Below are 22,383 nucleotides of genomic sequence, written 5' to 3'. Positions count from 1 at the left end.
ATCCCGCAATCGGACGGTGTGATGCGGCGACCACACAGCTCCGTCAGGACCTCGGCGATCAAGTTCGGCCCCGGTGACGTCGGTTGCTCGCCGGCCAGCCATCGACCTACAGACGTGTGGTCGTAGCGGAGTTCTATCCCGATACCCCTGCCGCGTTCGACTATCCGGCGCGCGAATCCTTTCCGGCTCGCGCGGGTTTCGTAGAGCAGCTCGCCCAGTTGATGGTTCGGCTGCTTAGGGCGACGTCCCATTACCGAAGTGTGGCACGGACTTTGCTCCGGTAACGACCGCGCGCTTTTCTGCACACCCCCTCTGCACACACCTGCCGCCTGCGCGCGCCTTACCTACCGATGTGCTGAGCGATGAACTGGGCCAACTGATCCGATCGTGACACCAAAGGAACACATATGCCCGAGCCTGAACACGTCCACCGTGACGGACAGCGCCGCTCGCTGGTCAGTGGACCGCGACTCCTCGCAGACGAGCCTCATTCGACGTCGCCGGAAACGAGGTAGTGCCATGATCGGCCCGATCGCATTGGGGTGGATCGATTATGACGCCACCCGTGCGCCTTCATGGGACCGGTCCCAGGTGCTTCGCCTCGCGAAACGACTCGGCTACGACCTCGTGTGGCCGGACGAACGCTCGGTGCTGTCCGTGGCCGACCAAGCGCGCAATGCCGGGGCAGATGTGGTGATTCTGCCTGCCCCCGATCATCTCGGCCCGCTGGAGTTGAATCGGGTCATGGATGTCGCCGATGTGGAGACTGTCCTGCCGCGCCTCAGTTTCGCACGCTGGGCATACGGGAAGGTGTCGCCGTGAGCGCCCCGGTCGTCGCGGGTTTTGTGATCGCAATCGGTCTACCGCTAGTGGTGATCGTGGCCGCGATCTGGTGGCCGTCGTGATCGGGCGTGCGCGGTCCGGGAACGTGCGGGCGACGTTTCGAACGGAGAGGTCGGGTGTTCGGGGCAGGCTCCCATATCGTACAATAAGCCGTACAACTCCGGGAGGACCGCGCGATGACCAAAGCCCTACCTATATCGACCGTGCGACAGAACCTGTTCGGACTGGTGCAGCAAGTCAACGACGACCACGACACGGTCACTGTCGTGTCCAAGAGCGGTGAGAACGCCGTGCTCATGGCGGAAAGTGATTACAACTCGCTGATGGAGACCCTGTACGTGTTGCGTACTCACGGTGGTGCCCGGCTGCTGCAATCCGCCGAGGACGCTCGTGCGGGACGCACCGAAGCGCATGGGCTCATCGATCCGGATGCCGAGTGACCGCCGCCGAGCGGAAGCTCACGTTCACCGCGCAGGGCTGGAAGTCCTACACGAGTTGGCTTGCCACCGACCGCTCCGTGTTGAAAGGCGCGAACAAGATGATCGACGCGGTTCTGCGTGATCCGTTCGCGGGTATCGGCAAACCGGAACCGCTGCGTCACCAACTCGCTGGTTGCTGGTCGCGGCGGATCACGCAGGAGCATCGTTTGATCTACCTGGTGACAGATGCTGAAATTGTTGTGGTGCAAGTAGGCTCACACTACGAGGGCTGAAACTACCGTTCGGCGGACACTGGGGAATTGCGACCCGTGCCGGCAGCTGGCTGGGGGCGGTGATCCGCCGACGGTTACCGGAATCGTGCCGACACAAGTGCTCCGACTTCGGCTATCGCTGCCCGAGCCCGGGCAACCGACGGAGCCTGCATGGCGAATCCGTGGCCGACGCCCGGAAAGGGGAGTTGGGCGGTGGGGACGTCGGCCGCGCGGAGTCGGTCGCCGTAGGCTTCCACGGCGTCGCGCAGTGGGTCGCCGTAGCCGACGGCGAGGATCGCCGGGGGGAGGCCGGCGAGAGAGTCGGCCAGGGCGGGGACGCCGTAGGCGTCGTCGGTGGCGGGGTCGTCGCCGAGGTAGAGGTTCTTCATCCAGTCGATATCCTCGGCGGTGAAGAAGGGGGAATCGCCGAATTCGCACATGGAGGGGCGGTCGGTGCGGCGTTCGATACCGGGATAGAACAGCACCTGCTGGGCGATGGCCGGGCCGTTCTCGTCGCGGCTGCGCAGGGCGGTGGCGGCGGCCAGGCAGCCGCCGGCGCTGTCGCCGCCGACGCCGATTCGGGCCGGGTCCACGCCCCAGGTGGTCGCGTTGTCGGTGAGCCGGTGCAGGGCGGCATAGGCCTCGTCGTTGGCGACTGGGTAGCGGTGTTCGGGGGCGAGCCGGTAGTCGACACTGCAGAGGACGGCGCCGGTGGCGTCGGCGATATCGCGGCCTCGACCCCGAGTTCGTGCAGCGGGCCGGTGCGGTTCGCCCGCGTCCGCTCGATGATCACGGCCACATCCGGATCCCAGATCGCCTGCGCGGCAGCGGTGTTCTCGGCGGGTGTTCTTCCTAGGATTCGGCGGGATCGGGCGGCCGGGTGGCGCGCAGCATCGTCCCGGCGCTGGTTTCACCGCCCTGGCGGTGCAGGTTCATCAGTTCGTCGAGGCGGTCGTTGTCGTGTTCGGCGAGCGCCGCGATCATCTGGTCGTGTTCGGCGAGGACCCGGGCGCGGGCGGCGGGGTCGTACAGGTAGGTGGCGTGGTAGGGCATTGCGAGCGTCCACAGGCGCCGTACCTCGCCGACCACCAGGTTCAGCGGCGACTGTTCGAAAATGGCGAAGTGGAAGGCGTGGTTGCGCAGCCGCATTTCCAGTAGATCACCGCGTTCGGCAGCCTCTACCACCAGATCGCCGAGCCGTCGGATCTCGGCCAGCACCTCGTCGCCGAACCGGGGCAGCGTGGCGATGATCTCCCGTTCGAGCGCGGCGCGCATCAGATAGATCTGGTCGAAATCCGACTGCCGCAGTCGCGCGACGGTGTATCCCACGTTGTGCTCGTGGTCCACCAGGCCGGCGGCGGCGAGCTGGCGCAGAGCCTCCCGGATCGGCAGCCGGCTGACACCGAGGCGTTCGGCCATCAGCACCTGGCGGATCGGCTGCCCGGGCAGCAGGTCACCGGTGACGATGAGTCGTTCGATCTCCTCGACGACGCGGGCCGCAGCCCGTTCACCGGCGCGCCCGCGGTCGGCGGGCGCGGAATCTGCACTGGGTATGCTCACGGGTTCCCGAAGATACCAGCCGTGCGGAGTTGCGCGATGCGATCGGTGCCGTATCCCATCGCGGCGAGGACCGCGGTGGTGTCGGAGCCGAGGGGGACGGCGGGTCGCGGACGGCGGTGACCGGACCGGCCCAGGGCGATCGGGACGCCGATGCCGCGATAGTCCCCGTCATCGATGTACAGGCCGCGATGCCGGACCTGCTCGGATTGCAGCGCTTCGTCGACCGTATGCACCGGGCTCGCGGGTACACCGGCCTCCTCGAGTCGCCGGCCCAGATCCTCGCGCGAGCATTGCGCGATACGTTCGCTCAGCAGCGCGACGAGTTCTTCCCGGTGGGCGTAGCGATCGCCGTTGGAGGTGAAGCGCGGATCGTCGGCGAGTTCGGGCAGGCCGAGAGTTTCCGTGAGCGAACGGAATTGACGATCATTGGCCGCGCTGACGAAGAAATCGCCGTCCGCGGCCCGGAACACCTGGTACGGCGCCACCGTGGGATGGAAATCCCCTGTCCGCTTCGGCACCGTGCCGCCCACCATCCAGTTGGCCGCGTGTGGGTGCAGGATGGAGATGACGGAGTCGAGCAGCGTGATATCGATCAGCTGGCCCTGCCCGCTGCGGCCACGTTCCAACATCGCCAGCAGGATGCCGCTCACCGCCATATTGGCGGCGACGATATCGACGATGGGAATTCCGACCCGCAGCGGGTTGCCGTCGGGATAGCCGTTGATGCTCATGAGGCCGCCGAAGGACTGCAGAACGGCGTCGTAGCCGGGAAATCCGCCCATCGGCCCGTCCACACCGAAACCGGTGATCCGGCAGTAGATCATCTCCGGATAGCGTTCGCTCAGCACGGACTCGTAGTCGAATCCCCAGCGCGCCAAGGTGCCCGCTTTGAAGTTCTCGATCACGATATCGGCGCCGGCCAGAAGGTGCCCGAGGATCTCCCGGCCCGCGTCGGTGCGCAGGTCCAGGCTGATGTTGTCCTTGCTGTGGTTGAGGCTCGCGTAGTAGGCGCTGCTCGCACCGGATTCCAGAAAGGGTGGTCCCCAGCCACGGGTCTCGTCGCCGGTTGGGGCTTCCACTTTGATGACTTCGGCGCCGTGGTCGGCCAGGATCTGGGCCGTGTAGGGGCCGGCGAGTACGCGGCTCAGGTCGAGGACCCGCACCCCGGTTAGCGCACCGTTGCCTGTGGCGATATCGGCGGCCCGCCATGCGGCACGGCCGTCGATTGTAGGCATCCCCGCATGGTGCTCGGCCTGGGTGGTGACGGTCATCGATTTCTCCCTTCCGCCGCCGCGCCCGTGTCTGCGCCACCGGATCCTGTGACGAGATCCCAGACATCGACGCCGTCTTCGAGGACCTGGTCGGCGAGTACACCTGCCCAGTAGCGTTCCGAGCCATACCGCTCTCGCCAGGCCAGCAAGGCCGTAGTGGACCGGCCGAGCGGATGTTCGGCCGTGAATCCGATCGCGCCGTGGAGTTGGTGGCCCGCGGCGGCGATCTCCCGTGCCGAGGACGAGGTCACCACTTTCGCAGCGGCGATCGCGGTTCGCGCCCGCTCCGGATCGCCGCCGGCGTCCGTGGCAACGGCGGTCTCGGTGGCCGTTTCCATGAGTGCAGTGCGCGCGGCCATCCCGGCCAGCTGCTGCTGCACGGCTTGGAATTTGCTCAGCGGGCGGCCGAACTGGGTGCGCTGTCCCGCGTATTCGACGGTCCGGTCGCAGACGGCGCGCGCTGCGGCGGCGAGCGCGACGGCATAGGCGAGCGCACTGCGTTCGACGAGTTCGGTTTCGCCTACCGGGGATTCGGCATACGACTCGACCGCGGCGGCATCGAAGGCGTAGTCGGTGATGGAGGCACCGATGAGATCGGTACCGGAGGTAGCCGTGACGCCGGAACCGGTGGGGGAGAGAAACGCGACCGCGGGGCCGCGGTCCGCGGCGACCGGGTCGAGCAGTAGCACCAGCCGATCGGCGTCGGCTCCGTGCACCACCGCCCGTACCGTTCCGTCCAGGACCAGTCTGCCGTCACCGGTTTCGCGGACCGCGGTGCCGGGCTGCGCGTGGCCGATCGTCGCGGTGTGCGCACCCAGGGAGATAGCGCAGCGTGCCGCCAGCCAGCCGGCGAGCACCGTGTGCTCGATGAGCATGGTGAGAGCACCGCCGGTGACTGCGGCCGAGACCACGGTGAGTACCTCGGCGAGGGTGCCACCGCTGCCGTCCAGGTCTTCGGGGATACTGATCCCGGTGAATCCGGCCTCGGCGAGTGCCGACCAGACAGCGCTGTCCACACCGGCGGCGGGAGTGGTGGTGTCGATGCCCGCCCGTTCGATCATCGCGCGGGTGGTCGCGAATAGTTCGGAGTCCGGTCCTGTCATCGTAATCCCATTCCGCGAGCAACGATTCCGCGAAGAATCTCGTTCGTCCCGCCACGTAGTGTGAATGCCGGAATATGCAGCATGCTGTTCGCCAGCAGACGGGCGAACGGATCGCCGCCGGTGCGCCGGGGGTCGGTAGCGCAGGCGGCCCGCACTGCCTCCACGAGATCGCCTTCGAACGCCGACCCGAGGTCCTTCACCATCGCTGCCCGGACATCGGGCCGGCGTCCCGCGGCCAGTTCGGCGGCCACCGACAGCGACATCCGGCGCAGCGCCCAGGCCTGCGCCGTGAGTGTTCCCAGTGTGATGCGTTGCTCCTCGGTGGCACCGGACCAGCGCAGCTCGTCGGCCCAGGCTCGCAGCAGCGGCATCGTGGACAGATAGCGTTCGGGGCCGGAGCGTTCGAACGCGAGCTCGCGCATCACCTGCGCCCAGCCGTCACCGCGCCGGCCCAGCAGCGCCTCCGGGCCGACGCGCGCGTCGTGGAAGATCACCTCGTTGAAATGGGCCTCGCCGTCGATGCTGCGCAACGGGCGCACCTCGATATCGGGATGCGACAGGTCCACGAGGAACTGGGACAGACCGGTCTGCCGATCGCCGGCCTCGCCGTCACTGCGGGCGAGCAGCACCATGGCATGTGCCATATGGGCGCCGGTGGTCCAGACCTTTGTCCCGTTGAGGGTCCAGGATCCGTCGTCGTGACGGACGGCCCGAGTGCGGACGGCAGCGAGATCGGAGCCTGCATCGGGCTCGCTCATGCCGATCGCGAAGAACAGTGTCCCGGCTGCGATTCCGGGCAGATAACGCTGTTTCTGTTCCTCGGTGCCGTTGGCGAGGATGCCCGGCGCCATCTGGCGGTCGGCGACCCAGTGCGCGGCGACCGGGGCGCCGTGGGCGAGCAACTCCTCGGTCACGACGAAACGTTCGACCGGAGACCTGTCGTGGCCGCTGTAGGCGGCCGGCAGAGTCATCCCCAGCCAGCCCTGCTGTCCCAGCCGGGCGCTGAACTCCGGATCGAATCCGCTCATCCAATTGTCCACGGCCGGAACGAATGCGCCCGCCGCGAGTTGTTCGTTCAGGAAGGCGCGTACCTCGGTGCGTAGCGCGTGCAGTTCCGCGCTCTCGGCTACCGGCGAACCGGCTTCGGTGGTCATCGTCCCGGACCCCGCGACGACCAGGATGTCTGTCCCTTACGCGACATGGACCACATCTGCACGCCGCGCTCGATCTCGAGCGCCGATGACCAGCTGACCGCCGGCGGTCCGAGCTCGAGGCGGGCGCTGGTCATGATCCGCCGGCTCAGCTCCGGGTCGGCGGCCGGCGCGGAGGTGAGCTCGGCGATGAGCGGATCGAGATCGGCTTCGGGAACGGCGGCGTAGGCGAGCCCGCAGGCGGCTGCCTCGGCCCCGGTCATCGAGCGTCCGCACGCGGCGAGGGCTACAGTCCGCGACCAGCCGGCAGCGCGACCGAGCAGGGCGAGGTGACCGCCGCCCGGGTGGAGGTTGCGGGCCAGGAACCCGCTGTCGAGCACCGACTCCGGGGTCACCACCATGATGTCGGCGGCCAGCGCCAGGTTGAGTCCGGCGCCCACGGCGCCGCCGACGACCCGGGCGACGGTGGGGACCGGCAGGGAACCGACGCGCACGAAGGCGCCATAGACCGCGGAAGTGCGGCGCACGGCCTCCGGGGAGGCCGGATCGGCGGAGGAGGCTGCGAGATCGCGAGTGTCGGCACCGCTGCAGAAGTACGCGCCGGCGGAGCGTACGACGACCGCGCCGATGGTGGGGTCGTTTTCCACCTGATCACAGAATTCGCCGATGAGTGCGGCCATTTCGAGGGTGATCGCGTTCTTGCGGCGGGGATTGTCGAGGGTCAGCTGCGCGACACCGCTCGTGAACTCGGTGAGAACCGAGGCTGCCGGCGGCGCGCCGGCCGAATCGTCTGGCGTCATGAAGTACGACCGTAGCAGATTGGATCCAAAATAAGATCCACTTTTGATTGACAATCTGTGGTGCGCGCCCGGAGAGTGGCAACAGCGAAGAACGCGACCCGGATTCGACCGGGCGGCGGGTAGAGAGGAGCACTCGTGTTCGAGTTGAACGGGCGGATCGCCCTGGTATCAGGAGCAGGTCAAAGCGTGGGCGAAGGCATCGCGACGGTGCTCGCGCGGCAGGGCGCCGCGGTGATCGTCAACGACCTCTTCGGCGAGCGGGCCGAGCGGGTGGCCGCGAAAATTGTCGCCGAGGGCAACACGGCGATCGCGAAGGCGTTCGACGTCATCGATTACGAGGCGACCGTCGCCGCCGTCCGTGCGGCCGAGGACGAACTGGGCGGGCTAGTGAACATCCTGGTGAACAATGCCGGGGTCGCGGAGACGAGAGTTATCAAGCCGTTCCGCGAGCTCACTCCCGATCAGTGGCCGCCGTCGATCGATCTGAACATCTACGGTGCGATGAACTGCATCAAAGCCGTGCTCGACGGGATGTGTGACGCAGGCTGGGGCCGGATCGTGCAGATCTCGTCGGGCTCGGCGCGAACGGGGCAGAACATCAACTATTCGATGTATGCCACCGGTAAGAGCGGTATCGAGGGTTTCATCCGGCATCTGGCGGCGGAGACAGGGCAGTACGGGGTGACGGCGAATATTGTCGCACTCGGGCAACAGGCCAACCTGATGGAGAAGATGACGCCGGAGATGATCGACAAGATCATTGCGACCATCCCTATCGGCCGCCTCGGCGATCCGATCGAGGTAGGGGCCTTCTGTGCGTACCTGGCCTCGAACGAGTCCGGCGGGATGACCGGCCAGACCCTGGACTTCAACGGCGGGTCGCAGACCCGATGAGCGGGAAATCGGCACCGCCAGCAACGGTCCTGTCGCTCAGCGCCATCCGGGGCACCGACCTCGCGAAATCCACGGAGTTCTACACCGCGGGATGCGGCTTCGAAGTGAAGCGTGAGTTCGCCACGGCCGGTTTCGACCCGGTGATCCTGCGCACCGGTTCCGCGCCGCAGCTCCTTTCTACGTCTCGGCGTCTCACCGGAACAATGACAGGGCGGGTCGTCGACGATCACCTGAGGCGGAACCTGTGACGTGGTGGTGCTGGGCTCCGGCGGGCCCGCCGTCGCCGGAGCACCGGCTGCCACCCGCCGCGGTCTGTCGGCCTGCGTGATCGAGTAACGGACCGCTTCGGCGGAGCCTCGTGGACGTGCCGACCTGGCTGCTGTCGAAAGCACTGGATCGGCTACGAACTCGACATCGGTTCGACGCCCAAGCGCTCGAGGATTTTTCCGGGAGCGTCCGGCGCCGACAAAGTACTGAGCCGGTGGGCGCGTGCCTCGGCGAACCGGGTGCATGCTTCGTCATCCGAAAACACCCAGAAGTCGCCGCGCGCTATCGCCTCGACGATGTGTTCCGCCGCGGCGAGCGGCTCCATTCCGCGTTCGGCAACCGAACGTTTCATCGAGCCGAACAGCGCGTCGGCGGCCGGATTACCCGTGAGTGTTTCGTGCGCGGCATCCACGAATATTCGGCTTCGAATCCAATTCGGGACAACAGCCGATACCTGGATCGGTGCTTCTACCAAGGCTATTTCTTGGTGTAGGCACTCTGTGAAGGCGAGAACTGCATGCTTGGTCGCGATATAGGCTGCCTGTGCCGGCATCGAGTTGAAGGCGCCCACCGACGAGACATTCGCTATACACGCGGGGACGCCCGATTCGATCATCCGCGGTACGAATGAACGGACGCAGTGGAAAATTCCGTCGAAGTTCACTCCGGTCACTTTTTTCCACCGGGCGGGGCTCATTTCCCACGACAGTCCGCCCTCTTCGACTCCGGCATTGTTCACCAGGAGTTCGACCGAACCATAGCGCGCGAAGACATTCGACGCCATCGCATCGACCTCGTCGGCGTCGGTGACATCGACGAGCCGGGCTTCGGCTCGACCGCCGGCGGAAACGACCGCGGCCGCCACTTTTTCGGCTCGTGCCAGGTCTATGTCTGCGACTACTACGGACATCCCCAAAGTCGCCAGACGCCGGGCGAATCCCTCACCGAGTCCTGACCCACCGCCCGTGACCACTGCGGTTCCGGATTCGAATCGCCTCGCTGCAACGGTCATTCGACACTCCTCGTAGTAGATTTGCGTGCGGCAGCCCGGAGTCGGCAACGTACGAACTCGGGCTTGTTCGGCAACGTCACTGCTCGGACCCGCAGTGGGACGACGGCTAATGCGAGGCGAGGTCCGTCGCGACGCACCGATCCCAGATCTCGCGTGCCGCGATCCGGACCTGGCCCACCAGTGTGCGGTAGTCGAGCGCGGTGACAGGCGCGCATACCGAGATCCCGGCCAGGTTGCCATAGATGTGGTCGGGCGGCCCGAGAGAGACGCCCACGCAACCGAGGCCGGCGAACGACTCACCGCGGTCGAACGCTGCGCCCCGGTTGCGGACACCGGCCAGATCCTCCGCGAGCTGGGCTTCGGTGGTGACACTCTGTGGCGTGCGCCGGGCCAAGGTTCCCTTGTCGGTGCGGCGGAGTTCGCCGAAGCGCGGCCGGTCGCCGGACAGGCCGGTGAATGCGAGCTGTGCCTTACCCACCGCAGTGAGGTGAGCGGGTACCCGCTGACCGACGGCGGTGGGAGTGGGCCCCGAGGTACGGCCGTTGACCTTTGCCAAGTAGACCGTGTCACCGCGGTTGACAACGCCGAGCTGGATGGTGAGCCCGGTGCGGTGTGCGAACGCCTGCATGATCGGCCGGGCGCCGTGCAGCAGACGGTTCTGGTTGAGCGCTGCCTGGCCCATCTCGTAGGCCTTGACTCCGAGTTCGTAAGTTTGTTCGGGGGAGCGCGCGAGCCAACCCGTGTTCGTGAGCTGTTCCAGAAGCCGATGGACCGACGAGCGCGGCAGCCCGGTGCGGGAGGTGACCTGAGCCAGTGTGAGCGGACCGGCCCCGTTGAACGTCTCCAGAACGAGGGATATCCGTTCGACCACCGAGACCGGGACCCCGGCAGGGCTTGATGTTCTCATTCGACCTCCCAGCACGCATCACAGCTCTGTGACGTGGGGCACAGTACTACTGTGTGCGGGTTCGGTTCAGCGCACCGTGACCGGCGTCGTCACCGACGATGGCATTCATGCCCTGCCGGTACCGAGGGGTCTTCCCGATCAGCGAGACACCGCCCGGCTACCTCGATCCGGAACGCGTAGCCTCCCGAAGATCCGATCGGGACCCGGGTGGCTGTGCGGGCGGGGTCACGGCCTTCTCGACGACACCAAAAAGGGTCCCACTCAGCAGGAGATTCACGTCACACCGCCGCTGCGGCTGCGAAGGTGGACCCACTGCGACGAGTTCCTCGGTCGCAATCACCTGACCAGGAGGTATCGTGGGTCCCACGACCGACACCGGCAACGAAGTCCGTGTCATCGACACCGGCGCGCCGCCCACGCGTTACGCGCGAGGCTGGCACTGTCTCGGCCTGCTCCGTGACTTCGCCGACGGCCGGCCGCACCAGATCACCGCGTTCGGTACCGAACTAGTGGTCTTCCGTGGCGAGGACGGGAAGGTGAACGTCCTCAACGCCTTCTGTCCGCATATGGGCGGGAACCTGGCCCAAGGCACCGTGAAGGGCAACGATATCGCTTGCCCCTTCCACGACTGGCGGTGGCGCGGCGACGGCAAATGCGCCTCCATCCCGTATGCCCGGCGGGTTCCGCCGCTGGCGCGGACCAAGGCGTGGCAGACCATGGAGGTCAGCGGGCAGTTGTTCGTCTGGAACGACCCGCAGGGCAGTAAGCCGCCCGCGGAGCTGGAGATTCCGGCGATCCCCACCTTTGGCGATCCCGGGTGGACGGACTGGGTGTGGAATTCGATCGTGGTCGAGGGTTCGCACTGCCGCGAAATCGTCGACAACGTCGTCGATATGGCGCATTTCTTCTACGTCCATTACGCCATGCCGACGTATTTCCGGAATGTTTTCGAGGGTCATACCGCGACGCAGGTCATGCGTTCGCTTCCGCGCGCTGATGCGGCCGGAGTCAGCACCAGCACGAATTACAGCGACGAAGGCCAGTCGGACGCTACGTACTACGGTCCTTCCTACATGATCGACAAGCTCTGGAGCGGCGGCCAGGCCGGGGCCGGCGAACCGGGTATCTACCTGATCAACTGCCATTACCCGATCAGCCCGACTTCGTTCCGGCTGCAGTACGGCGTGATGGTGCAGAAGCCGACCGGGATGGACGATGCCGCGGCCGAGCAGGTCGCTACCGCTGTGGCGCAGGGCGTCGCGATCGGCTTCGAACAGGACGTGGAGATCTGGAAGAACAAATCGCGGATCGATAATCCGCTGCTGTGCGAGGAAGACGGCCCGGTATATCAGCTGCGCCGTTGGTACGAACAGTTTTATGTCGACGTCGAGGACATCAAGCCGGAGATGGTCAACCGGTTCGAATTCGAGATCGATACCGAACGGGCCCTGCAGAATTGGCAGGCCGAGGTCGATGCGAATCTGGCAGCTGGTCGTAGCGCCATTCCGGCGCAGCGTCAGGCCGCCGCCGCGTCCTCCTGACCACTCACCCCCAACTATTTCCGTTACCCGGACCAGGAGCTCCGATGTCCTACGAAGTACTCGACAAAATCGTTGCCATCGCCGACGAGATCCGCGCTGGTGCCGACGAGGGCGAATCCCTCGGCCGCCTGCCCGACGATATGACCAAGGGCCTGAAGGATGCCGGGATCATCCGGCTGCTGCAGCGCAAGAAGTACAACGGCTACGAAGCGCATCCGCGCGAGTTCGCCGAAACCGTCATGAAAACCGCGAGTCTCTACGGTTCCGCCGGTTGGGTCGGCGGCATCGTGGGTGTACACCCATGGCAGCTCGCTTTCGCCGATCCCAAGGTGCAGGAGGAAATCCTCGGCGAAGACACCGATACGTGGCAGGCCTCGCCGTATATGCCCGGCGGTATCGCCGTGCCGACAGGTGACGGTTATGTGATGAACGGCCGCTGGCAATTCTCCTCCGGTACCGATCATTGTGACTGGATTTTCCTCGGCGCGATGGTGGGGGGCGCCGACGGCGCACCGTTGATGCCGCCGCAGAGCCTGCACGTGATTCTGCCTCGGTCCGACTACGAGATCGTCGCGGATTCCTGGGATGTGGTCGGACTGCGCGGCACCGGAAGCAAAGACATCATCGTCAAGAACGCCTTCATTCCGAACTATCGAGTGATGGACGGCGGAAAGGTGATCGACGGTACAGCGGCGAAAGAGTACGGCGTCACGGAAACGCTCTACAAAATGCCGTGGTCCACCATGTTCCCGCTGGGCATCACCTCCGCGACCATCGGCATCTGTGAAGGCCTGCTTGCGGCGGGCATCGACTATCAGCGCAACCGGGTCGGCGCGACCGGCACGCTCGTCAAGGACGATCCGTATGTGCTGCACGCGCTCGGCGAGGCGGCATCAGAGATCGATGCGGCCCGCCAGCAACTACTGGCCAATGTCGACCGCATCTGGGACAAGGTCGACCGCGGCGAGGAGATCGACTTCGAAGGACGGGCCGCCGTACGCCGCGATCAGGCCCGTGCCGCCTGGCGCGCGGTCCGCGCGGCCGACGAGATCTTCGACCGGGCGGGCGGTAACGCGCTGCGGATGGACAATCCGCTCCAGCGGTTCTGGCGTGACGCGCACGCCGGTCTACACCACGCCATCCATGTCACCAGCACCACCTATCACGCGGCCGCCATGGCCTCGCTCGGTGTGGAGGTCCCCGAGGGACCGCTGCGCGTGATGATCTGACAGCCCCGGAAAGGAATACGGACACACCATGACGGAAATCAAAGCGCTCGGCTATGTACGGGTTCAGGCCACGGATATGGAACGCTGGCGCGAACTCGGGTTCGAGGTCCTGGGTTTCGCACCGGGTTTCGGTGACGAAACCGACGCCCTGCACTTCCGGATGGACGAGCGAGCATCACGCATCACCGTCGAGCGCGGTGACGTCGACCGGGTGACCGCGGTGGGCTGGGAGGTCCGGGACGCGCTCGCGCTGCGCCGGCTGACCGCCACCTTGGACGAGGCCGGTGTCGCTTATACGCCGATGCCCCAGGAGCTGGCCGACCGGCGCAAAGTCGAGGCCGGTATCTGTTTGAAGGATCCCGGCGGCACCCCGCTGGAATTCTTCTACGGGCCCGTGCTCGAACACAGTCCGGTGATCACCAAATTCGGCCAGAAGTTCGTCACCGGCGATCAGGGCCTGGGCCATGTGGTGATGCCGACGACCAACTTCGACGAATCGTTCGCCTTCTACACCGAAACCCTGGGATTCCTGTCCCGGGGTGCATTCCGGATGGGGGTGTCGCCGGAAACAGGCCGCCCGTTGCGGATCCGGTTCATGGGGGTCAACCAGCGTCATCACAGCCTCGCCATCATGCCCAGCATGGAGGGTCGCGATCCGGGACTGATCCACGTCATGGTCGAGGTGGACGAGCTCGACGCGGTCGGCCGCGCCTACGACCAGGTGATGGCCCGCGATTTCCCGGTGTCGTCGACCCTGGGCAGGCATACGAACGACAAGATGATCTCGTTCTACGTGCAGGTACCCGGCGGCTGGGATATCGAATACGGCACCGGTGCAAAGCTCGTCGACGAGACCTATTACACGGCCGAGGAGATCACCGCGGACAGCTACTGGGGTCACGAATGGAAGTGGGCCCGGGAGATGAAGGAAGCGCAGCGGGCCGCGGAGGCCGGCGCCGGGGAACCGGCGCGAGCCTGAGCTCGTCGCATTGCGGGTGGGGCATATCGGGCCGGGTGCGCTGCACCCGGCCCGACGCGCATCGAGGACCAGGTGCACCTGAACGAGGTGACCGGCCGGGGCACTACGCCGCTGTAGTGAGCGACCGGGCGCCGTGAGGAGCCCGGTTGCCGGGCGGCCCGAGGCAGGGCCGTGAACCAGGGTCCACCTGCGTTTCCATCGGAAGGGTCCGAACTCGGAAGGGCGGCTTTCAGGCAGCCGGCGAGACGATCACCATCCTGTCGGCGGTATGAATCGAATTGGAGGACCGCTGGGTGGGAACAGGTCCTCGACCCGGGCTGCGGGGCCCTTAATTTGGCTTCGAAGACAGGTACCTCAGCGAGGGAAGTGAATGTGGTGACTAACCAGGACTGCGATTTCGATGCCGTCGTCGTCGGTGCCGGGATCTCCGGCCTGTACGCGGTGTACAAGTTCCGTCGGCGCGGTATGCGCGTACACGGCTTCGAATCCGCCGAGGGCGTGGGTGGCACCTGGTATCACAATCGGTACCCGGGGGCGCGCTGTGATGTCGAGAGCATCGACTACTCCTACTCGTTCGACGAGGAGTTGCAGCAGGAATGGACCTGGACCGAACGGTTCGCCACCCAAGAGGAGATCCTGCGCTACCTCGACCATGTGGCCGATCGCCACGATCTACGGTCGGCCTACGATTTCCTGACCCGGGTGACCTCGGCCGTCTACGACGAACAGGCCGGACGGTGGACTGTCACCACCGATACGGGGAAAACCGTTACCGCCCGGTTCTGCATTATGGCGACCGGAGTACTGTCGGCCACCAACAAACCGGATATCGCCGGCCGCGACACATTTGCGGGCCAGACCTATCACACCGGTGAATGGCCGCACGAGCCAGTCGATTTCGTCGGTAAAAGGGTGGGCGTCATCGGCACAGGTTCCTCCGGCATACAGGCCATCCCGATTATCGCCGAGGAAGCCGACCAGGTCGTCGTCTTCCAGCGCAGTCCCAATTATTCGATCCCCGCGGGCAATCGGCGATTGACCGATGATGTGCTCGCCGAGGTGAAGGCGAATTATGCCGAGCGGCGCCGGTTGTCCCGGCTCAGCGGCGGCGGCACCCCGAACAGCCCGCACCCCAAAGGTGCCATGGAGGTCGACGAGGCCGAGCGGACCAGGATCTACGACGAATGGTGGCAGCGCGGCGGCTACCTGTTCACCAAGGCGTTCCCGGACCAGATGGTGAGCAAGGAAGCGAACGACACCGCGCGCGTCTACGTCGAAGCGAAGATCCGGGAAATGGTCACCGATCCCGAGGTCGCCGATCAGCTGATCCCCACGGACCATCCGATCGGGACCAAGCGGATCGTCACCGATACCGGATACTTCCAGACCTACAACCGCGACAATGTCACGCTGGTCAATCTGCGGCGCTCGCCGATCACCGAGATCACCGAATCCGGTGTGCGGACGGACGAAGCAGCCTACGACCTGGATATTCTCATCTTCGCGACCGGATTCGACGCGATGACCGGCTCGCTGTCGCGGATCGATATCCGCGGCCGCGCTGGCCGGGAACTGAGCGCCGAGTGGTCGGCCGGGCCGCGTACCTACCTCGGACTGGCCGTCGACGGTTTTCCGAATATGTTCATCATCTCAGGTCCCGGCAGCCCGAGCGTGCTCGCCAATATGGTGCTGATGGCCGAGCAGCACGTCGACTGGATCGCGGACTGCCTGCAACATCTGGACTCGCACGATATCGCCACGATCGAGGCGACCCGGGAAGCGGCCGACGAGTGGGTGGCCGAATGCAATACGAAGGCCGCGGGAACATTGTTCCCGACCGCGAATTCCTGGTACCTGGGCGCGAATGTGCCCGGTAAACCGCGCGTATTCATGCCCTATATCGGTGGTTTCGGCAATTACAACACCATCTGCGCCGACGTGGCGGCGGCCGGATACAAGGGGTTCGCGCTCGACGGCCGGGCCGCAGCGCCGGGCAACTGAGCGTTCCGCACCGAATTTCCCGGCGCGAGCGCGCCTTTTCCGTACGACGAAGAGTGAGGACGTGGTCGAGATGGGCGGACAACGAAGGTCCGACCTGCATCCGGATGTCGAGGCGATGTTGGCGGCGCTGGAATCGTTTCCGGATGTCACCCAGCACACGGCGGCGGAGCTACGCGAAATCATTGCGTCGCGCCGAGGTCCGTTGACACGCGAACCGCAGATGCGGATTGCGCAGGACCGCACCATCGACGGCCCGGGCGGCGAGCTGGCCGTTCGTATCTACGTACCGCATGGCGGCACCGGCGCGCGACCCGTGGTGGTGTTCGCCCACGGCGGTGGTTTCGTCTTCTGCGATCTCAACAGTCATGACGAGTTCTGCCGGTCGATGGCCGCGGCGGTCGATGTCGTGGTCGTCTCGGTCGACTACCGGCGGGCACCCGAGCATCCCGGCCCGGCGGCGCTCGAGGATATGTACGCAGCACTCCAGTGGACGGCCGGACACGCCGCGGAGTTCGGCGGCGACCCGGACCGTCTGGTGGTGGCCGGTGACAGCGCCGGCGGCAATCTGGCGGCGACGGTGAGCCTGGCCGCCCGCGACCGTGGTGGCCCGGCGATCGCGGCGCAGGTCCTGCTCTACCCGGTGATCGACGACGATTTCACCACCGAGTCCTACCGGCTCTACGGCGAGAACTACTACAACACCACCAAGGCGATGCGCTGGTACTGGCAGCAGTACGCGCCGCAAGGGACCGACAGCCCGTATCTGGTTCCGACCCGCGCCGAATCGCTGGCCGGACTGCCGCGCGCGATCGTCGCGACCGCCGAACTCGACCCGCCGTGCTCGGCCGGCGACGACTACGCCCGGCAGCTCGCGGACGCTGGTGTTCCGGTCACCGCACACCGATTCGACGGGCTCTTCCACGGTTTCCTTACCTTCCCGTCGCTCTCGCTCACCGGGCAAGCCCGCGAAAAGCTGTGGCAGATGATGCGAGACGTGCTAGTGGCGTCCGAGAACTCGGCGTCCATCGAGGTGAGCGGCGCATGAGGGGCGCGGGGCGAGGGGGATCGGATCGGATGCGAAACCAGTGAGCACGGAGAAGAATATGACGCAGCGATTGGCAGGCCGGACCGCTCTGGTGACCGGCAGCAGCCGTGGAATCGGACGCGCGATCGCGCAGCGGCTGGCGGCCGAGGGTGCGACCGTCGTGGTCACCGCCCGGTCGGCATCGGCTCCCACACCGTCGGTCCGGGACGGCGAGACCCTTCTGCTGTCCGGATCGCTGGGCGAGACGGTACAAGCGATCGAAAACGCTGGTGGGAAAGCGATCGCGATCCCGGCCGACCTCGAAGACGCCGGACAACGCGCCGGACTGATCGACAAGGTCGTCGAAGCGGCAGATGGCATCGATGTTCTGGTGAACAACGCGGGGTTCGCCGACTACAGCACGATCGCCGAAATGAGCGACGCAACCTTCGACCGCACGATCGAGCACTATCTGAAGGTCCCGTTCATCCTGAGTCGCGCCGCGATTCCGTACATGCGCGAGCGTGGTGCCGGCTGGATCGTGAATATCGGGTCCTCGACCGGACTGGATCCCATCCGGCCGTTCCGTGGGTACAACAAGACATCCGGTGATGTCCTCTATGCCTCGGCGAAGGCCGGCCTGCACCGCTTCAGCCAGGGCCTGGCCGCGGAAGTGCTCGACGACGGTATCGCGGTCAACGTGGTGGGCCCGTCGACGGCCATCAGGACACCGGGCGCGGCGGCGCTGCTGCCGGAAGGCTACGAGACCGAACCCGTCGAGTACCTGGTGCAGACAGTGCTGGAGATGTCGTCGGTGCCGGCCGCCGAGCGCACCGGACTGGTGGCCTTCAGCCTGCACTACCCGTACGCGACGAACACACCCGTCATGTCGCTCGATGGACGCACCTTACTGCCGCGGCGCGAGCCGCCGGCATGGGCCAACCCGAACATCCGGCCGGAAGGGATCTGATGGCCGGTCTCGCGAGGGAACGATTCGCGCGGGGAACCGCCGTGGTCACCGGAGCCGCGGCGGGTATCGGTAAAGGATTGGCGCAGCGGCTCGGTGAGTACGGGATGCTCGTGGTGGTCGCCGATATCGATGCCGGGCGCGCTGCCGAGGTCGCGGCGGGTATCGCCGAGAATGGTGGCCGGGCCGAAGGGTTCGGTGTCGACGTTGCCGACGCGGCGCAGGTGGAAGCATTGGCTGCGACCGTTTTCGAGCGCTACGGCAGCGTGGAACTCCTGATCAATAATGCCGGTGTCGAATCCTCCGGCCTGCTGTGGGAGATCGACCCGCAGCGGTGGCAGCGGGTGATGCAGATCAATGTGGACGGCGTCTTCTACTGTCTGAAATCGTTCGTGCCGCGGATGATCGATGCCGGTGCACCGGCGTGTATCGCCAACCTCTCCTCGGTCGGCGGGCTCAACACCGTCGCCGTGCAATCGCCCTATATCGTCAGCAAGTTCGCGGTGCAGGCGATGACCGAATGCCTGCATCAGGACTTGTCGATCGTGGGTGCCCCGATCCAGGTCAGTGCCGTCGTACCGAATTCCATCCGCAGCGAGATCTTTCTCGCCGCCCAGCGCGAAGCGCCCACCACGAACCCCACCGCGAATGCCGTTTTCGCGGCCATGCAGCGGGACAACGTCGAGAAAGGGCTCGACCCCCTGGAGGCAGCCGCCCATATGCTCGAACAGATCGCCCGCGGCGATTTCTGGGTCTTCTCCGACGACGAGCTGTGCACCGCCGCGGCGACCCGGCGCGGCCGGCAGCTCATCGACCAGGACCCGCCCTCCAATCCACGCGCTATGCTCGCCCGGATGGGCGTGCCGCTTCCGGAAGGCAGCTCATGACGGACATCATCGACGCCGGTTCCGACACCACAGCCGATCCGGAAACCATGCTGTACACCGCGATTGCGGAAGCCGACCCCGCACCTCTGCTGATGTCGATGGTGCACGCGACCGGTGATACCGGCCTCCTCGAGGAATTCGGCGCGCGACTCACGATCACCGAACCCGGCAACCACTACCGCACCGGCACCCGCCCGGCCGCTCCGCCCGGCACCTATCCCGAGGACGTCGTCGCCGATATCCGCGCCCGCGCCCGCGAGGTCCTCGCTCCCGGAATCGAACCGCAGCTCGGTGTTCCCGACCACGAACTGTTCGGCCGGATGGCCACCGTATGCACCTCGGAACGAGTGGACGCCGAATTCCTTCCGCTGCTGCTGGAACAGGCGGGTTTCACCGAGAGCCGGCGCCAGGTGCCGGTGACCACCACCCCGCCCGCCGATTTCGAGGTCATCGTGATCGGCGCCGGGATGGTCGGCATCAATGCCGGAATCAAACTGGGTGAAGCCGGCTTCCCGTTCACCGTTTTCGAGGAACGCGACGATATCGGCGGCACCTGGCATCGCAACACCTATCCCGGTGCGGCCGTCGACACGCCCAGCCATTACTACTCCTACTCGTTCGAACTGAATCCGAACTGGTCGAAGTACTACCCGACCGGTGTCGAGTACCAGAACTACCTGCTCGACGTGGTCGAGAAGTACCGGTTGCGCGAGCATATCCAGTTCGGCACGCGGGTGCGATCGGCGACCTGGCTCACCGAGGAGAACAGGTGGGAAGTGGTGACCGAGGATCGTGCCGGCACTGTGCGCCGGCATCGGGCCCGCGCGGTCGTCACCGCCCTGGGCATGCTCAACGCCCCGAATATCCCCGACGTGCCGGGAATGGACACCTTCGGCGGCACGATCACCCACACCGCCGAATGGGATACCGATCTCGACCTGCGTGGCAAGCGCGTCGTGGTCCTCGGGACCGGCTGCACCTCGGTGCAGGTGGTGGCAAATATCGTCGACGAGGTCGATTCCCTGGATGTGGTCGTCCGCAGCCCGCACTGGCTGGTTCCGGAGAAGTCCGTGGGCGGAGAAGTGCCCGAGGGTGAGAAATGGGCGATGGCCCACCTGCCCTTCTACGACAGGTGGTTCCGGCTCCGCACATACTGGTTCGCCTCGGACAACCTCTACGTGCTGCCCCGGATCGACAAGGAGTGGGCGGCCACCCATCTGTCGGCCTCGCCCGCCAACGATATGGTCCTGAACACGGCGCTGGGGTATCTGCAGAAGAGTTTCCCGGACCGCCCGGACATGATCGAGAAACTCACCCCCGATTTCCGGCCGTACTCGAAACGGATCGTGAAGGATCCCGGATTCTTCGCGGCACTGAACCGGGAGCATGTGAACCTGCACCGGGCGTCCTTCCGCGAAATCACCCCGGACGGTGTCGTCACGACGGACGGGACGTTCATCCCTGCCGACGTGATCGTGCTCGCCACCGGCTTCCGGCTCCAGTTCACCACCGCCATCGATATCACCGGCCGGGACGGCCGTACCCTGGCCGATATCTGGAAGGGCGGCGAGGACCCCCGGGCGTATCGGGGCGTGCAGGTATCGGGATTCCCGAACCTGTTCATCACCGCGGGGCCCAACTCGGCCCCGAACCACGGCGCCGGCCACAACATCACCGGTGAGGAACAGGTCCACTACCTCGTCGAATGTCTGCAGTACCTGCTCGAGAACGAGCACACCGCCATGGATGTCGCACAGACGGCGCAGGACGACTACAACCGCAAGGTCGACGAGGCACTCGACGAAACAGTGTGGGTGCATCCCGGCGCTGAGACCAACGGGTACTACCGCAACAGTTCGGGCCGGGCCGTCGTGCCCTGCCCGTGGCGTCTGGTCGACTACTGGACCCTGATGCGGGAACCGCAACCCGCGGACTTCACCTTCCTCCCGAACGAGAAGGCCGGAAAATGAGCTACCCGCAGATCCCCGACGTTCTCGCCCCCGCCCGGCTCGGCCCCGTGACCCTCCGGAACCGGATCATCAAATCCGCGACCTTCGAACACATGGCCCCGGGTGCGCTCGTCAGCGATGAACTCATCGATTTCCATCGCAGTGTGGCTGCCGGCGGGGTCGGGCTGACCACCGTCGCCTACTGTGCGGTCGCTCCGGAGGGTCGTACCGAAGCCGACCAGCTCTGGATGCGCGACGAGGCCGTTCCGGGGCTGCGGCGGCTCACCGATGCGGTCCACGAGCACGGCGGCGCCGTATCCGCGCAGATCGGGCATGCGGGGCCGGTCGCGAACGGGAAATCGAATGGATTGCCCGCGCTGAGCGCGTCCCGGCGCGTCACTCCGATGGGCCCGCGCATCACCCATGCCGCGACACCGGCCGATATCGCCAGAATCCGGGATGCGCACGGGAACGCCACCCGCTACGCCATCGAATCGGGGTTCGATGCGGTCGAAATCCATTTCGGTCACAACTATTTCGCGAGTTCCTTCCTGAGCCCGCTGCTCAACAAACGCACCGATTCCTACGGTGGCTCGCTGCGCAACCGGGCCCGTTTGGTGCGCGAAACCGCCGCCGAGGTCCGCGCCGCGGCCGGCGATCGGATCGCGGTGATCGCGAAACTCAATATGGACGACGGCGTGCCCGGCGGATTCTGGCTCGACGAGGCGATCCAGGTCGCGCAGTGGCTCGAAGAAGACGGCAGCCTCGACGCCATCGAACTGACCATCGGTAGCTCGCTGCTCAATCCGATGTATCTGTTCAAGGGCGATGCGCCGCTGGCCGAATTCGGCGCGGTGATGCCGCCGCTGATGCGGTTCGGGATCAAGCTGGCCGGGAAATACTTCCTGCACAGCTACCCGTACGAGGATCTGTTCATGCTCGAGGCGGCCCGCCAGATCCGGGCGAGTGTGAATATGCCGCTGGTCCTGCTCGGCGGAATCACCGACAAAGCCGCCATGGACACGGCAATGGCCGAGGGCTTCGAGTTCGTGGCCATGGCCCGGGCACTGCTGCGCGAACCGGACCTGATCAACCGGATCAAGGCGGATCACGCGACGAAATCGCTGTGTATCCACTGCAACAAATGCATGCCGACGATCTTCTACGGCACGCACTGTCCGCTGGCCACACCCAAGGTAGGGGCGAACTAGCCGGAGGGTGCCGGCGCGGACCGAACCGGCGTTCCGGTGACCGGGAAGCGCCGGCTCCGCCGTCGGGGGAGCCGATACGGTCGCACCGTGCCGAGA

At 65.9% G+C, this 22,383-nt stretch carries 23 protein-coding genes; 14 read left to right on the top strand and 9 right to left on the bottom strand.

Annotation, left to right across the window (positions count from 1 at the left end; translation table 11 throughout):
- On the bottom strand, positions 1 to 251 hold a 251-nt coding region (locus ON22_RS37560), incomplete at its 3' end, for a hypothetical protein (RefSeq protein ID WP_218000692.1).
- Between the two features lie 268 nt (positions 252 to 519).
- Between ON22_RS37560 and ON22_RS15485 the strand changes: the two genes are divergently transcribed.
- The 3 genes from ON22_RS15485 to ON22_RS15475 all read left to right on the top strand — a co-directional run bounded on the left by ON22_RS15485 (position 520) and on the right by ON22_RS15475 (position 1,555).
- Complete coding sequence (locus ON22_RS15485; RefSeq protein WP_033242575.1) at positions 520 to 822, top strand: hypothetical protein; 303 nt, start codon at positions 520 to 522, stop codon at positions 820 to 822.
- A 197-nt stretch (positions 823 to 1,019) separates the two neighbouring features.
- Complete coding sequence (locus tag ON22_RS15480) at positions 1,020 to 1,283, top strand: type II toxin-antitoxin system Phd/YefM family antitoxin (RefSeq protein ID WP_033242576.1); 264 nt, start codon at positions 1,020 to 1,022, stop codon at positions 1,281 to 1,283.
- Positions 1,280 to 1,555, top strand: coding sequence for a Txe/YoeB family addiction module toxin (locus ON22_RS15475; RefSeq protein WP_033242577.1), 276 nt, complete (start codon positions 1,280 to 1,282; stop codon positions 1,553 to 1,555). The genes ON22_RS15480 and ON22_RS15475 overlap by 4 nt, the downstream gene beginning before the upstream one ends.
- 74 nt (positions 1,556 to 1,629) lie before the next feature.
- On the opposite strand, the gene ON22_RS15470 is transcribed toward ON22_RS15475, so the two are convergent.
- From ON22_RS15470 to ON22_RS15445, 6 genes are read right to left on the bottom strand one after another with little or no spacing between them, the layout of a single operon-like run.
- A complete protein-coding gene (locus ON22_RS15470) occupies positions 1,630 to 2,448 on the bottom strand; it encodes an alpha/beta hydrolase (protein ID WP_231508245.1) in 819 nt (272 codons plus the stop codon).
- Positions 2,387 to 3,094: a GntR family transcriptional regulator gene (locus ON22_RS15465; protein WP_033242578.1), complete on the bottom strand. Its 708-nt coding sequence runs from the start codon at positions 3,092 to 3,094 to the stop codon at positions 2,387 to 2,389. Before ON22_RS15465 ends, ON22_RS15470 begins: the two co-directional genes overlap by 62 nt.
- Positions 3,091 to 4,365, bottom strand: a complete 1,275-nt coding sequence (locus ON22_RS15460; RefSeq protein WP_081595597.1) for a CaiB/BaiF CoA transferase family protein — start codon at positions 4,363 to 4,365, stop codon at positions 3,091 to 3,093. Before ON22_RS15460 ends, ON22_RS15465 begins: the two co-directional genes overlap by 4 nt.
- Complete coding sequence (locus tag ON22_RS15455; protein WP_033242580.1) at positions 4,362 to 5,468, bottom strand: acyl-CoA dehydrogenase family protein; 1,107 nt, start codon at positions 5,466 to 5,468, stop codon at positions 4,362 to 4,364. Before ON22_RS15455 ends, ON22_RS15460 begins: the two co-directional genes overlap by 4 nt.
- The gene (locus tag ON22_RS15450) at positions 5,465 to 6,622 is read right to left on the bottom strand and encodes an acyl-CoA dehydrogenase family protein (protein ID WP_033242581.1); all 1,158 of its coding nucleotides are present in this window, start codon (positions 6,620 to 6,622) and stop codon (positions 5,465 to 5,467) included. Before ON22_RS15450 ends, ON22_RS15455 begins: the two co-directional genes overlap by 4 nt.
- Entirely contained in the window at positions 6,619 to 7,419 is an 801-nt protein-coding gene (locus tag ON22_RS15445) for an enoyl-CoA hydratase/isomerase family protein (protein WP_033242582.1), read from the bottom strand. The genes ON22_RS15450 and ON22_RS15445 overlap by 4 nt, the downstream gene beginning before the upstream one ends.
- A 135-nt stretch (positions 7,420 to 7,554) precedes the next feature.
- On the opposite strand from ON22_RS15445, the gene ON22_RS15440 reads away from it, so the two are divergent.
- Both ON22_RS15440 and ON22_RS15435 read left to right on the top strand, forming a co-directional pair.
- Positions 7,555 to 8,313, top strand: a complete 759-nt coding sequence (locus ON22_RS15440; RefSeq protein ID WP_033242583.1) for an SDR family NAD(P)-dependent oxidoreductase — start codon at positions 7,555 to 7,557, stop codon at positions 8,311 to 8,313.
- A complete protein-coding gene (locus ON22_RS15435) occupies positions 8,310 to 8,561 on the top strand; it encodes a VOC family protein (protein ID WP_033242584.1) in 252 nt (83 codons plus the stop codon). The genes ON22_RS15440 and ON22_RS15435 overlap by 4 nt, the downstream gene beginning before the upstream one ends.
- A gap of 152 nt (positions 8,562 to 8,713) precedes the next feature.
- Here ON22_RS15435 and ON22_RS15430 read toward each other — a convergent pair whose 3' ends face one another.
- Positions 8,714 to 9,592, bottom strand: coding sequence for an SDR family NAD(P)-dependent oxidoreductase (locus ON22_RS15430; RefSeq protein ID WP_033242585.1), 879 nt, complete (start codon positions 9,590 to 9,592; stop codon positions 8,714 to 8,716).
- A gap of 106 nt (positions 9,593 to 9,698) precedes the next feature.
- Positions 9,699 to 10,499 (bottom strand): IclR family transcriptional regulator, encoded by an 801-nt coding sequence (locus tag ON22_RS15425; protein WP_033242586.1) that lies wholly within the window; start codon positions 10,497 to 10,499, stop codon positions 9,699 to 9,701.
- Between the two features lie 356 nt (positions 10,500 to 10,855).
- On the opposite strand from ON22_RS15425, the gene ON22_RS15420 reads away from it, so the two are divergent.
- The 9 genes from ON22_RS15420 to ON22_RS15380 all read left to right on the top strand — a co-directional run bounded on the left by ON22_RS15420 (position 10,856) and on the right by ON22_RS15380 (position 22,287).
- The gene (locus tag ON22_RS15420; RefSeq protein WP_033242587.1) at positions 10,856 to 12,040 is read left to right on the top strand and encodes a 3-ketosteroid-9-alpha-monooxygenase, oxygenase component; all 1,185 of its coding nucleotides are present in this window, start codon (positions 10,856 to 10,858) and stop codon (positions 12,038 to 12,040) included.
- A gap of 44 nt (positions 12,041 to 12,084) precedes the next feature.
- The gene (locus ON22_RS15415; protein WP_033242588.1) at positions 12,085 to 13,269 is read left to right on the top strand and encodes an acyl-CoA dehydrogenase family protein; all 1,185 of its coding nucleotides are present in this window, start codon (positions 12,085 to 12,087) and stop codon (positions 13,267 to 13,269) included.
- 28 nt (positions 13,270 to 13,297) lie between these two features.
- Complete coding sequence (locus ON22_RS15410; protein WP_033242589.1) at positions 13,298 to 14,248, top strand: VOC family protein; 951 nt, start codon at positions 13,298 to 13,300, stop codon at positions 14,246 to 14,248.
- Between the two features lie 375 nt (positions 14,249 to 14,623).
- A complete protein-coding gene (locus tag ON22_RS15405; protein ID WP_081595601.1) occupies positions 14,624 to 16,249 on the top strand; it encodes a flavin-containing monooxygenase in 1,626 nt (541 codons plus the stop codon).
- A gap of 70 nt (positions 16,250 to 16,319) precedes the next feature.
- Complete coding sequence (locus ON22_RS15400; protein ID WP_033242973.1) at positions 16,320 to 17,294, top strand: alpha/beta hydrolase; 975 nt, start codon at positions 16,320 to 16,322, stop codon at positions 17,292 to 17,294.
- 58 nt (positions 17,295 to 17,352) lie between these two features.
- A complete protein-coding gene (locus ON22_RS15395) occupies positions 17,353 to 18,243 on the top strand; it encodes an SDR family NAD(P)-dependent oxidoreductase (protein ID WP_033242974.1) in 891 nt (296 codons plus the stop codon).
- On the top strand, positions 18,243 to 19,127 hold the full coding sequence (locus ON22_RS15390; protein WP_033242591.1) for an SDR family NAD(P)-dependent oxidoreductase: 885 nt from the start codon (positions 18,243 to 18,245) through the stop codon (positions 19,125 to 19,127). The genes ON22_RS15395 and ON22_RS15390 overlap by 1 nt, the downstream gene beginning before the upstream one ends.
- Complete coding sequence (locus ON22_RS15385) at positions 19,124 to 21,097, top strand: flavin-containing monooxygenase (RefSeq protein WP_033242592.1); 1,974 nt, start codon at positions 19,124 to 19,126, stop codon at positions 21,095 to 21,097. The genes ON22_RS15390 and ON22_RS15385 overlap by 4 nt, the downstream gene beginning before the upstream one ends.
- A complete protein-coding gene (locus tag ON22_RS15380) occupies positions 21,094 to 22,287 on the top strand; it encodes an NADH:flavin oxidoreductase (protein ID WP_033242593.1) in 1,194 nt (397 codons plus the stop codon). The genes ON22_RS15385 and ON22_RS15380 overlap by 4 nt, the downstream gene beginning before the upstream one ends.
- Positions 22,288 to 22,383: the final 96 nt, after the last annotated feature.

The sequence above is a fragment of the Nocardia carnea NBRC 14403 genome (assembly GCF_000308515.1).
Lineage (GTDB): Bacteria > Actinomycetota > Actinomycetes > Mycobacteriales > Mycobacteriaceae > Nocardia > Nocardia carnea.
This window is presented reverse-complemented; position numbering and strand designations above follow the sequence as displayed.